Origin of the sequence: Shewanella sp. NFH-SH190041 (assembly GCF_024363255.1) — a bacterium.
GTDB lineage: Bacteria > Pseudomonadota > Gammaproteobacteria > Enterobacterales > Shewanellaceae > Shewanella.
Genome location: NZ_AP026070.1, coordinates 291,973 through 305,228, shown reverse-complemented (window position 1 = coordinate 305,228; position 13,256 = coordinate 291,973). Strand labels below are relative to the sequence as shown.

General features: G+C 45.9%; 11 protein-coding genes. 3 read left to right on the top strand and 8 right to left on the bottom strand.

The genetic code is table 11. The annotated features are described in order from the left end of the window. Positions 1-4 precede the first annotated feature (4 nt). Positions 5-919, top strand: a complete 915-nt coding sequence (gene cysD, locus NFHSH190041_RS01435; protein ID WP_261923552.1) for a sulfate adenylyltransferase subunit CysD — start codon at positions 5-7, stop codon at positions 917-919. Continuing rightward, positions 919-2,451, top strand: a complete 1,533-nt coding sequence (cysN, locus tag NFHSH190041_RS01430) for a sulfate adenylyltransferase subunit CysN (protein WP_261923551.1) — start codon at positions 919-921, stop codon at positions 2,449-2,451. The genes cysD and cysN overlap by 1 nt, the downstream gene beginning before the upstream one ends. A gap of 1,295 nt (positions 2,452-3,746) precedes the next feature. On the opposite strand, the gene NFHSH190041_RS01420 is transcribed toward cysN, so the two are convergent. The 8 genes from NFHSH190041_RS01420 to NFHSH190041_RS01385 form a co-directional block, all read right to left on the bottom strand. Further along, positions 3,747-4,601, bottom strand: a complete 855-nt coding sequence (locus NFHSH190041_RS01420) for an STM4011 family radical SAM protein (RefSeq protein ID WP_261923550.1) — start codon at positions 4,599-4,601, stop codon at positions 3,747-3,749. Further along, positions 4,595-5,953 carry an STM4012 family radical SAM protein gene (locus NFHSH190041_RS01415; protein WP_261923549.1) on the bottom strand — a complete coding sequence of 453 codons (1,359 nt, stop codon included), beginning with the start codon at positions 5,951-5,953 and terminating at the stop codon, positions 4,595-4,597. The genes NFHSH190041_RS01420 and NFHSH190041_RS01415 overlap by 7 nt, the downstream gene beginning before the upstream one ends. Beyond that, positions 5,950-6,753, bottom strand: coding sequence for an STM4013/SEN3800 family hydrolase (locus NFHSH190041_RS01410; RefSeq protein WP_261923548.1), 804 nt, complete (start codon positions 6,751-6,753; stop codon positions 5,950-5,952). The genes NFHSH190041_RS01415 and NFHSH190041_RS01410 overlap by 4 nt, the downstream gene beginning before the upstream one ends. Then, a complete protein-coding gene (locus tag NFHSH190041_RS01405) occupies positions 6,746-7,375 on the bottom strand; it encodes an HAD family hydrolase (protein WP_261923547.1) in 630 nt (209 codons plus the stop codon). Before NFHSH190041_RS01405 ends, NFHSH190041_RS01410 begins: the two co-directional genes overlap by 8 nt. Further along, a complete protein-coding gene (locus NFHSH190041_RS01400; protein ID WP_261923546.1) occupies positions 7,366-8,514 on the bottom strand; it encodes an STM4014 family protein in 1,149 nt (382 codons plus the stop codon). Before NFHSH190041_RS01400 ends, NFHSH190041_RS01405 begins: the two co-directional genes overlap by 10 nt. Before the next feature lie 10 nt (positions 8,515-8,524). Next, a complete protein-coding gene (locus NFHSH190041_RS01395; RefSeq protein WP_261923545.1) occupies positions 8,525-9,448 on the bottom strand; it encodes an STM4015 family protein in 924 nt (307 codons plus the stop codon). 123 nt (positions 9,449-9,571) lie between these two features. Next, positions 9,572-10,501: an STM4015 family protein gene (locus tag NFHSH190041_RS01390; protein WP_261923544.1), complete on the bottom strand. Its 930-nt coding sequence runs from the start codon at positions 10,499-10,501 to the stop codon at positions 9,572-9,574. A 702-nt stretch (positions 10,502-11,203) separates the two neighbouring features. After that, entirely contained in the window at positions 11,204-11,953 is a 750-nt protein-coding gene (locus NFHSH190041_RS01385) for a class I SAM-dependent methyltransferase (protein WP_410010861.1), read from the bottom strand. Between the two features lie 124 nt (positions 11,954-12,077). Here NFHSH190041_RS01385 and NFHSH190041_RS01380 point away from each other — a divergent pair, with 124 nt between their 5' ends. Next, complete coding sequence (locus tag NFHSH190041_RS01380) at positions 12,078-12,920, top strand: 23S rRNA (adenine(2030)-N(6))-methyltransferase RlmJ (protein ID WP_261925004.1); 843 nt, start codon at positions 12,078-12,080, stop codon at positions 12,918-12,920. Positions 12,921-13,256 lie beyond the last annotated feature (336 nt).

Below are 13,256 nucleotides of genomic sequence, written 5' to 3'. Positions count from 1 at the left end.
TTGAATGAATCTGTCCCCTGAACATCTGACCCACCTACAACAACTTGAAGCTGAAAGCATCCATATCATCCGCGAGATCGTCGCGGAATGTGAAAACCCGGTGATGCTTTACTCTATCGGTAAAGACTCCAGCGTAATGCTGCATCTGGCCGCCAAAGCCTATTATCCTGCCAAGCCCCCTTTTCCCCTGCTACATGTTGATACCGGCTGGAAATTTAAAGAAATGATTGAATTTCGAGACCATATGGCAGCCAAACTGGGCATGGAATTACTGGTACACATTAATCCGGATGGAGTGAAACAAGGGATTAATCCCTTTATCCACGGCTCAGCCTTACATACGGATGTGATGAAAACCGCCGCATTAAAACAAGCGCTAACCCACTATGGTTTTGATGCCGCCTTTGGCGGTGCTCGTCGGGATGAAGAAAAGTCCCGCGCTAAAGAGCGAGTCTATTCTTTTCGAGACCGCCACCAGCACTGGAACCCCAAACAGCAGCGGCCAGAACTGTGGCAACTGAGTAACTGCCGAATCCATCCAGGAGAAAGTATCCGGGTATTTCCCCTGTCCAACTGGACTGAATTGGATATCTGGCAATATATCTACCAGGAGAAAATCGATACTGTGCCACTTTACCGCGCTGCACTGCGTCCGGTAGTGGAACGCGATGGCATGCTGATAATGGTGGATGATGAGCGAATGCCACTGGCTAATGGGGAAACGGTACAACAGCGCATGGTACGTTTTCGCACCCTAGGCTGTTATCCCCTCACCGGAGCCATCCCATCCCATGCCCAAACGCTACCGGATATTATTCAGGAAATGCTGCTTACCACCACCTCTGAACGGCAAGGTAGAGCAATTGACCATGACAGCAGTGGCTCGATGGAAAAGAAAAAAGTTGAAGGGTATTTTTGATGGCGCACATAGCCCAAATGATTGAAACCGATATTCTTGGCTACCTACAACAGCAAGAAAAAAAGACCATTTTGCGTTTATTAACCTGTGGCAATGTGGATGATGGCAAATCCACGCTGATTGGCCGTCTGCTTCATGATTCAAAACTGATTTTTGACGATCAACTCGCGGCCATTAAACGTGACTCACAAAAGGGCAATCGGGCAGAACACCCATTGGATCTGGCGCTATTGGTTGACGGCCTGCAAGCTGAACGGGAACAAGGGATTACCATTGATGTGGCCTACCGATATTTCTCAACCGATAAACGTAAATTCGTTATTGCTGACTGCCCCGGCCACGAAGAATATACCCGCAATATGGCAACCGGAGCATCTCACTGTGAACTTGCCATTATTTTGATTGATGCCCGCAAAGGCGTGCAGTTACAGACTAAACGCCACTCTTGTATTGTTAGCTTATTGGGGATTAAACAGCTGATTGTGGCGGTAAATAAAATGGATTTGGTTGATTACAGCCAAACTGTCTTCGACACCATTGCAGCCCAATATCGTCAATTAGCCCAGCAATTAAATATCACCACCGTTCATTTTATGCCGATTTCAGCCCTGAAGGGTGACAACATTGTCATCCCCAGCACACATATGCCTTGGTTTACACCGGCAACGACACAAAGCAATGATATTTTGCCATCCTCAGAGCCATCTGACGCATCCTCTCATTATCCAACCTTGATGCAAGCGCTGGAAAATATCCCCCTGGCCAGCCAGCGCGAGGGGTTATGGCCATCGCAAGATCAGCAACACGAGATGCCATTTCGTTTTCCGGTTCAGTGGGTAAACCGCGCCGAAGCAGACTTTAGGGGATTTTGTGGCACCATAGCCTCTGGCACGATTAGACCCGGGGACACTGTCACTGTCCTGCCCTCTGGGTGCCAGTCCCGGGTCAGTGCCATTGTCACTGCTGATGGTAATCTGTCTAAGGCCATCACAGGGCAGGCAATAACTCTGACGTTAGAGGATGAATTAGATATTTCTCGGGGCGATATGCTGATCAACAACCAGCATGCGGCTAGCACGGATGCCGTTAAGGTAACTGATACAGTAACCGCCAATCTTATCTGGATGTCGGCCACAGCGCTGATTATCGGGCAACCGTATCTGTTTAAACTTGGTGGCCAAACTATTTCGGGTCAGATAAGCAATATTCACCACCGACTGGATATTAATAGCCTGACGCCTCATCCCGCGAAGATGCTCCAGCTTAATGAAGTGGCCAGTGTAACGGTAACCTTGCACCAACAGGGGATTATGAGCACATATCAACAATGCCGCACCACAGGTGGATTTATTATGATAGACCGCGTAACCAATGCCACTGTCGCCGCCGGCATGATTGAATCACTACCGGATATTAAGGTCGCTACAGCAGCAGACAACATCGCCACCATGTCATACCCAGAACGCCTCGCTGCCTTTAATGCCGAAGTCAGCCTGCTGGTACAAAAATACTTCCCAGACAAGCAAAATTAGCCCAACAAAAATACGGACTTCATACCCGTTAAAGCCCAAAGCAGATCACCACGAAGCGCAAACTGCATTTGCTACACGAAGTGCACGAAGTGAAAAATAAAGAAAAGCGTAAGAGTAAGAACAGGGCACAATCTTAGCTTTTGATTTTGCTTTTCTTCATGCACTTCGTGTCCTTTGTGGTGATAGCTTTTGGTTTTTTTAACTGCTAACAGCAACCTACCACGAAGCGCAAACTGCGTTTGCTACACGAAGTGCATGAAGGGAAAAATAAAGAAAAGCGTAAGAGTAAGAACAGGGCACAATCTTAGCTTTTTATTTTGCTCTTCTTCGTGCTCTTCGTGTCCTTTGTAGTGATAGCTTTTGGCTTTTTTAACTGCTAACAGCGACCTACCACGAAGCGCAAACTGCATTTGCTACACGAAGTGCACGAAGGGAAAAATAAAGAAAAGCGTAAAAGTAAGAACAGGGCACAATCTTAGCTTTTGATTTTGCTTTTCTTCGTGCTCTTCGTGTCCTTTGTAGTGATAGCTTTTGGTTTTTTTAACTGCTAACAGTGACCTACCACGAAGCGCAAACTGCATTTGCTACACGAAGTGCACGAAGGGAAAAATAAAGAAAAGCGTAAAAGTAAGAACAGGGCACAATCTTAGCTTTTGATTTTGCTTTCCTTCGTGCTCTTCGTGTCCTTCGTGGTGATAGCTTTTGGTTTTTTTAACGACTAACAGCGACCTACCACGAAGCGCAAACTACGTTTGCTACACGAAGTGCACGAAGGGAAAAATAAAGAAAAGCGTAAGAGTAAGAACAGGGCACAATCTTAGCTTGTGACTTTGCTTTTCTTCGTGCTCTTCGTGTCCTTTGTGGTGATAGCTTTTGGCTTTTTTAATGACTAACAGCGACCTACCACGAAGCGCAAACTGCATTTGCTACACGAAGTGCACGAAGGGAAAAGATAAGGAAAAACAACAAGTCCTAGCTTGTGATTTTCTCTCTAATGCATGCTGCTTGGTTAACAGCTTTTACTCTTACGCTAGGGTCTGTTGACCTTTCAAGTTTGTTTTTGCAGCGATTTGAGGGTGCTTTATACAAGGCAGAAGCTTTGATAGGTAGTGTGCTACCTGATAAGCCGATAACGCAGTAGAAAGGCGCCTCAAACGCTGCCCGAAGGGTTCGGCTAAAAGCGTTTTACTCTTTGTTGAGCGGTTCTTGCTTAGAATAACTAGGCGGCAAACCACTCGCCGCGATTAAAACGCTTTTATCTCGAACAAAATTTAACCATAAAAGGTCAACAGCCCCTAGTTTATTGGGATCCTGGCGAGGATGTTGTCGCCGTAGACTTGCTCCAATCTCAACTGCTCTAGATGGATATAACCGATATAACAATCACACTGCCGATTAGGGCACTGGTATTGTGAGTGCAAGATCTGCTCTAAATCATCTCGGTAGATATTACCTTGAATCTCAGAGACAAAATGGCAAGGGCGGACATTGCCCTCACCATCAAGAGACAATGCCGACACACCAGCGCGGCATGCCTGTCCCTGGCTGGGGTAATCAGTCAAATTAAGCTGAAACAGCGGGTCAATCTGCTGAAAAAATGCAATATCCTCTGCGCAGTAATAATCCGCCTCATCCTTAAATGCATTCACCCAGAGATAAATAGATTCAGGTAACTGCAGGCGCAGTGCCGCAATTTCCGCTTTATGGGCTTTCATGCCGACACAGCCCACACTGTAATTGATCCCCAGTGCATCCAACTGCTTGGTTTGAGAGATAAATGCGGCCAAAGACACCTGAGTCGGATGATAAGTAATCCACAGCGCCACAGCTTGCCGATTTGCGGCCGCTAGCCAAGCTGTCTCGCCACTTAAATTAGTCTGCACCACCAACTGCTGCACATTCGGCAACTGGGATATCGCCACTACTGCCTGCCGATACCAACTCTTTACAAGCGCCTCCCCCCAAGGGGTAAACAATATTCTAAATCGTCGCCCTACAGGTTGGGCTGTTAGCCAGTGATAAAAACGTGTCAGCGCCTGTTTATCCCGTTGCCGGGTAGCCGCCGAGTCCACCATGGTGGCAAACGGGCAGTAACCACAACTGTAATTACAACTGGCCAGTGGCCCACGGTAGGTAATATCGATCAGCATCCCGTGCGATACTCTGCCATCGCCTGTTTCACCTTGTCGGATACAAACCAAGGGCCAATACTGTCTGCCCGCTCAAATCCGCTGGGCGTCAGTTGCATCACATCGCCTTGCCGCACAGCAAATTGCGCCTGCAGCAAAGTATTAAGCAAAGGGAACTCCACTAAACAGTCGCAATGAAAACGGGCATGGTAATCAGCTAAATTCAGCCCATCAGCGATCAGTAAAGACTGGATCACAAAGCGGCGTTTTTTCTCTTCCAAATCCAGCCTAATACCATAATGAGCAAAGCTGAAATCGGTTTCTGACTGAGCCAGATAATGGCTGATAATATCCCGGATACTATGGCGATCTACTGCATATTCGGAGGAGTAATGCAGGCTATTGGTATAAGAACGCGCACCGGCGCCTAGCCCTAACATGCCGTCCCGTTGGCAAGAATAATTTGCCTGATCATGCGCTGGCAATCCCACCCGCCGGAACATGCGCATAGAGATCTGCTGATATCCGTTAGCTAGCAGATAATCTCGCCCAGCCCTAAATAGCATCAGTTTATGTTCATCAAGGGTTTGCGCCGCCGTATCTGCTGTTCCCTGTTTATTTAGCACCTTGCCAAGCCCTGTATCATCACGCACATACAGAGGATACAGATACAACTCTTCCGGCTGGAAAGAGACCGCCTGAGCCAATGAGTACAGCCAAGAGTCCACCGTCTGCCCGGGAATGCCATAAATCAGGTCCAAATTCAGATCAGCTTGGCTATGACTGCGGATAGTCTCTATCGCATTGATAACTTGGTCTAAATTCTGCCGCCGGGCTAAATTCTTCACTTCCAGCTCGGTAAATGACTGCACCCCCATACTGATACGGCGGATATTATTGGCCTCCAACAGCTGGATCTTGCCTGCTGTGACAGTTTCTGGAGAGCACTCAATCCCTTTCGCCGTTGCCGCAGTAATGCCAGGAAAACTCGTCAGCGTAAAGAGCCGCTCTAATTGTTTTTCATCCAGATATGTCGGGGTGCCGCCACCGATACTGAAGTGAGAAAAACCCGCTTGTTCTATCACTGGAGCCAATGCATTAATCTGCCGTGACAGAGCATCCAAATACAGATCCGGCAAACTGTCATCTGGCTTAACTAAGGTAAACAAATTGCAAAACCCGCAGCGGATTTTACAAAAAGGAATGTGGACATACAGGTACAGCGCATCGAGTTTTTCTTGCTGCCAAATCTCGCGCAGCGCCACTTTATCGCTGAAAGGGCGATAAGCCATTTTATGGGGATAAGAGTAGGCATAAGCCTGATAAACCGGGCTATTTAACAGCCCCTGTAATGCATATTGTTGCTGGGTCATTCTACTACTGCTCTTTGGATAAATTCGGCGTAAGGCACGGTCCAGACATTGTTATGGGCCAGACGATGACCCACATAACCCTGCTCGCCATAGCAGGTGCCATGATCAGAACAGAGAATAAACAAGGTATTTCGGCGCTGTTTGAAATAATCAAACAGGTTAGCTAACTGGCTATCGACATAACGCAGCGCCGCCCCATGGGACTCAATATCATCCGGCTGTTTATTGGAATATTGATAAAAGTAATTAGGCTGATGAATGGCTGACACATTGATAAACAAAAAGGCTTTTTGCCCCTGCTGCTGATCCAGCAATTGTTTTGCCATCTCAATCTGATTAAAGGTCGAGGCCGGATCGGTCACACCTGTGTTTTCCGCCCAGTAACTTTGCTGAAATAGGCCCGGCAACGTCATCCCCAAAGGGGTCTTTTTATTAAAGAACCCCACCCCACCAATACAGAGAGTGAAATAACCGGCCTGAGCCAGCCCTGCCACAATATTGGCCTCATTAAAAACCCGGGTGCGAGGGTCAATGGTTCGGCTGCCATTAAAATCCACCGCCATCAACCGGGGCGCGGCAGGATTATCAATCTCAGTCGGGAAAAATCCAGCAAAAATGGCATGGTGTGCCGCGTAGGTAAAACTGCCGGGGCTGTGGCGCGGCTGCCAGGCTGAAATATAGCGCGACAATACTGGTAAATTGCCCTGGGCCAACTCCCGCTGAGCGACATCAAATCTCAGGGTATCCAAGGTCAACAGCACAATATCATGGCTGCCAACAATCTGGTTCATATCAAGCATGGGTGAGTATCTGTTCTAATTGGTAAATGGAAGCGATGTGGGCACTGCAAGTGACCTTAGGATCAGGCTGCGGCGAGACCCAAACCGTCCCCATTCCCAACTGGACGGCAGGCGCAATATCCCGCAGTGGATCATCACCGATCATCATGCTCTGCGCCGGGGGGCAGGCACCAAGAATATGGTGAAAAATAGCTGTTTGCGGCTTACTGAACCCAACAGCCTCTGAAATCACAATTTTGGAAAAAAAACCGCTCAATTGCGCCTGCTGAAGCTTGGCCTCTTGCATACTGATACTGCCATTGGTCAGCAGCCTTAGCTCATGCTTGGTAGCCAAGCGGGTCAGCATTTGCTGTAAGGGATAATCCGGTGTAATAAAGTCTGGCAGATGGGTAAAGTGCTGCCATAGCTCAGCAAACACTTGCGGTAAAAAAGCATACCTCTGCATCAAAAAATGGCAAAAGGGGCGTCTTGGTGTCCGGCCATGGTTATCCTGCTGCAAAATTAACGCTAATTCAACCTGCGGCAGCGGTTGCTGATAATGGTTAAATAGCTGCTTAATTAAACACACAAAAGCCGCATCTCGATCGATCAGAGTATTATCTAAATCAAAAATCAGCAGCATGACATCAACCTAACTTGCGCCTCATAACTGCTTAGCCCCTGATGCAATACATTGGGAAGCAGATCGCCAAAGGCATTAAGCTCGATCACCTTAGCGCCTTTAGCGGCACAAATAACATCAGCACCAATACAACCAGCACCAGGTATACAAGCGGCAGCTTGCTCTGCAACCTGTTTCGCTTGGGCCAGCAACTGCGGGCCATTCTCCAACTGCAAAATATCACCACGACAGTTACCTAAATGTAGGTTTGTCATCGGTGAACTACTGCAACGCGCAATGTAATGCATGGCTTTTCCACCCAGAACCACAATACGAAGATCAAAATGCTTACCTTGCAGGACAGGTTTAGGCTGCCAACGCTCCACATACCCTTGCTGCGCAATAATGGCATCAAATAACAGAGCAATCTGATCTGGATGTTGGTAAGTACGAATTTTTAGAGAGTTATAAAAACTATATGCCGTACCGTCCGTAACCAACTCCAAACTGGTGCGGGCTACCATCTGTCCCCGAGGAGATAGGCGCAAGGCCACAACCCCGGAAGCGGAAGAACCAAAACGCGTTTTGATAAACACCTGAAAACAGCGCTGTTGCATCATATAGGCCACTAACTGGCTAAAACTCTGCATCTGGGGTAATAAGGCCGGCACAGCGACCCCGCAGCGCAGTAAATGCCGTTGACAAGCCAGCTTATCCGTCATCAGGGTGATGGCTGCCGGAGTATTAAGATAGTGCAAACTGTCACGGGGTAATTGTCGCTGCAGTAACACTTCCAGTAAGGCATTTTCTAGTCGTATCAGCAGCGCCGAAAATCCGTTGAACCAATCATGCAAATGGGCAAAGCGCCCCTTATCATCGACTAATGCCTGATATCGTGGCAGATTAACCTGACACAACAGGGCTTTTTCAACAGCAAAATTTTCGCCGGCCGAGTCAATTTTGATATTAAGTCGAGAAAACTGAAAAGGAGCCAATTGTGCAATCAACATACCGGCAATATCATCTGCAGCCAGCAATTGCTGGTAACTAATAATATGCCGTTGGCTATGCGTTGACAGCGCTGCGAGAAAAAACTCACAGCGACGGTTTTCTGGATTGCCGATAAACAACCACAAAGTATCGGGATCTGTTGTAGACATAAGCAAACGGTTATTCAGCTACCGAAACATAGCGACAATCTTCATCATCCAAATCCTCTTCATCTAATTCGTCATATTCCTGCTCATCAGCAATCACATCAAGACAGGCTTGCAGTTTTTCAACCATAGGCGTCGAGAGAAAATTTTCTGATAGATTCAGTTTCTTACCACTGAATTTGTCCTTGTGCTGTAAAATTAATTCCGCCTCTTTATCACCTAAAATTCCCATCGACATATCGATCTCGGTCAGTTGCGGTAATATGTCACTACTAATGAGTGCCGCCAGAATTTGTGGCTGGATCTCACTATTTTTCAATGCCAACGTAGTCAATTTTGGCAATAATGCTGCGGATAATAACGGGGTCACGGTACTAATATCACCATTCCAGCCATATTCACTACAGCCAAGCCATAATTCCAGATGCTGCAATTGCGGCCATAAGCCTTGAGCAATTTCTGATAATACAGCCTTATGCAAACCACCAGACTCAATAATCAAATGGGTCAATTGATTCTGTGGAATAGTCCCCAATGAAAGTCCATCAGCGCCACGAATTTGTAAATGTTGTAAGTTTGGCAATGCCGCCCAAAGGCGAGAGTAATCTCCCTGTTGGATCCAAGAAATCTCACAGTCATAAAAAGTCATTTCACCAAAAAACAGAGCTTTTAAATTTGTGAGCTTATCAACATTGGCAATCAAAAAATCAATATAGGTTTGATCCGATTCATCACTACACCATTCAGACCACATCCCAAGAATAATTGCTTGAATTTTATCAATTTTAGGATCTTGTATTAAACTTTCGATTAATTCTTCAGTTTCTTGATAAGAACTTAATCTGATCGCTGCATTCTCATTTTTAACACCATTTTCAGGGTTATACTGTTCAATAGGTAAATTATAAAATTCACTAATATACTTACGAATTGCCACTGGAATACTCCAACAATAAACTTTAAATTTTGATTTTATATAAATATGATTTTTATCAATAAAGAATAACCAGTTACTACTTAAAAATAACAACTGGAAAAATATATTAATATTAATTCTTAATTATTCAGCGACCGAAACATAATAATAATCTTCACCATCATAACTCTCGACTTCACCTTGATCATCGGTAATAACATTTAAATTTTCTTTTAATCTAAGCACCATGACATCACTGAGGTAGTTTTGAGATACATCAATAATTTTATCGGCTAATTTAGCTTTGTTATCCAATAGTAATTGTGCATCAGCATCCGTTAATATCCCCATTGACATATTAATATGGGTCAATTGCGACAGAATATCACTGTCAAGCACAGCGGATAATATCTCTGATTGAATTTCACTATTCTTAATAGCTAAATGTGTCAGCTTAGGGAATTTTGTTGCTGACAGTAATGGCAATACGGTATCAATATTACCATCCCAACCATAATCCTCTGTCCCCAACCATAACTCCAAATGGGTCAGTTCTGGCATCTGACATGTGGCAACTTCATTAACCACACTTGCAGGCAAACCACCGGATTCAACAATTAAAGTTTTCAGGGCGCTTTGCTCACCCAAAGACAGGGTTAAAGACTGCCCACCTCGAATTTGCATATGCGTTAATGCCGGAAAAGCTGACCACACGCGGGCATAATCACCTTGGACAATCCAAGATATCTCATTTTCTTCGTAGGTCATTTCGCCAATAAATAATGCTTTGATATTTTCCAGCTTATCCGCATTGGCCAGCAGCATATCGATATAAACCTGCGCACTTTCATCATACGCCTCAGGCCAAGCGCCAACGATCAATGCTTGGACCTCAGGCAATTTGCTATCGCTCAGCAATTTAGCCATTTGCTGCTGAAATAACCCAGTATCATCATAGTTATCATCATCACTGCTGATTTTAATAGCTATTTGGCTATTTTTAATTCCCTGCTCAGCATCAAAATTCTCAATGTCCATACCAAAAAATTGGTCAATATGGGTATCAATCGTCATTTTATCCTCACCAAGATCTGCCGCAAAAGAATAAACCTGTATCAACCATATAAAGTCGATAGATTTAATATCCCAGCATAAATATTATTTTTAATTGAAATTAATACTGAGTGTATCACTATCATTTTACTAAAGACGATGACAAATAATATAAATAGTGATGAATGCTGGAATAAAGCACAGCTAATAACAAGACAAATCAGGCTAATATACAAACTCCAATTGTGCCAACAACAGCAGTATTATCGTTACAACAGTTTATTTACTTACTTCAGTTTTCTCTCATGATTAAAAATTATGATAACAATTTACTATCAATACTGATAAAGCCAAAAACAATACCATACTGATATTTTAATTTGATGTTTATTCCCCACAGTATGATGAACCACAAAATAGATTATTATCTAAAAACGGTTTGCGTTATTCACCTTTAAAATAGGAAAAGATATTATTTATAATAACAGTTTAATTTTAAAATCAACTATATAAGTTATAGCAATTACCATTTATACCACGATAAAAGAAATGGCTGCTTAAAGATATATAGGTGAAATGCTGTGATACATGGCAATCAATATAATTAAAAAAATTGATTTAACACCTCAATAGGAATTGACGCAAGAACCCGATTATCTATTTATGTCAACTTATGGGTTCAGCGACAGAGGTGCTATTAGCCTGTCGCTGTCGTATCAGCAATTATTGCATCGCCGCTTTAACATACACATCAAAACGGTTCTTTTTAGTGGCAATCACGGCGCTGGGTTTAATGCCATCCAAATCTTCGGCGTAATCCGGGCGCTTTACCACTACCCGTTTGCCCGCCAATGCCAGCGCTGGGGCCAACAAACCATCTGCATCTAAATCCGCCCCAACTAGGGACTGAAATACTCGCATTTCTTTTTTCACCAGCGCCGATTTCTCCCGGTGGGGATACATGGGGTCGAGGTACACCACATCCGGCGCTAACCCCAAATCCGGCAATGCTTTTAGACTGGATGCATGTACCATCTGCATACGCTCCCGCATCCATTCCCCAATTTCACTGTCTTCATATCCGCGGCGTAAACCATCTTCCAATAGTGCTGCAACCACAGGATGACGCTCCACCATGGTTACCCGACACCCGAGGCTGGCCAGCACAAAAGCATCTCGCCCAAGTCCGGCTGTTCCGTCTACTACAGTGGGGTTTTCCCCCTGTTTCAGCCCGACCGCCTTCGCAATCGCCTGCCCCCGGCCGCCGCCAAATTTGCGCCGGTGCGCCACTGCGCCGGAGACAAAATCAACCATAATGCCGCCCAATTTAGGCTCATCGCGCTTTTTCAAGGTTAGGCAGTCCTGTTCAAATACCAATTCAAACGGGGCATCGGCGGCGAAAGTTAATTGTTGGCGAGCACAAATATCTGCCACGCGGGCATCAGATTGGTCGAAGAAAATGCTGTGGGTCACGGATAAGGTTCTGTCAGTCAAAAGTGGCTCTATTATGCCTCAAGGGTGCCCGGAGCGCGAAGAAAGCCTTCACGTCCCGATTGCGGTATACTCCGGCGATATTGTTTTTCCGGATGACATCAAGATGCTGAGTTACCGACACGGCTACCACGCCGGCAACTATGCCGATGTGCTGAAGCACACCATGCTACTGCAGGCTATCAAGCTGCTGCAGAAGAAAAATAAACCTTATGTCTATATCGACACCCATGCCGGGGCCGGTGGCTACAGCTTAAAAGATGAGTTTGCCCAGAAAACCGGAGAGTATCTTGAAGGTATTGCCAAAATCTGGCCCCAGACCGATCTGCCTGAGCCACTCAATGATTATATTGCGGCGGTAAAAGCCTTTAATACTGAATCAGATGATCTGGATTATTACCCCGGCTCACCGGCATTTGTGGATATGACCCTGCGGGAAAAAGACCGCATGGTACTGCACGAACTGCATGGCACTGATTATCCGCTGTTAGCCCAAGGGTTTGCCGGCGATCGACAAATCAAGGTGATTAATGGTGACGGTCTGGCGGGGTTGATTGCTGCGGTTCCCCCGATTGAGCGCCGAGGTTTGATCCTGATTGACCCTAGCTATGAAATTAAGTCCGATTATCTGGATGTTGCCGACACGGTGATCAAAGCGCACAAACGCTTTGCCACTGGGGTGTATATGATTTGGTATCCCGTGGTGGATCGCGCCCGCACCGAGGCCATGTTCGATAAGCTCAAAGCTAGCGGCATTCGCCGTCAACTGCGGATTGAGCAAGGCATCAGCCCTGATAGTGATGAAAAAGGCATGACGGCAGCGGGCCTGTGGGTGATCAACCCACCTTGGCAGTTTGATCAGCTCGCCAGCGATACGTTAGCCGTGCTGGATCGCACCTTTAACCGTGGCGGTGGCTTTACCCGGGTAGAATGGGAAGTGGGCGAATAAGCCCCTTTCGGTTATCTCGGTAATAAGCTTGCACAGCTGTCTTTCACAGCTAAAAGTAGTTCACCACGAAGCGCAAACTGCGTTTGCTACACGAAGTGCACGAAGGGTAAAGATCAAAGCAAGAACAAAGCTGTTGTGATTAAAGGTCTTTGCTCTTCTTCGTACTCTTCGTGTCCAATAACATCCCTGTTAAAAAGCCAGTTCGCCAATCCTTGGCTCTCGCTCATAAGCAAATGGCTGCGCCATATTCGCCGTGAGCGTAGCGCAAATACATCCATGTATAACAGCCAGCTCGCCAATCCCTAGCTCTCGCTCATAAGCAAATGGCTGCGCCAT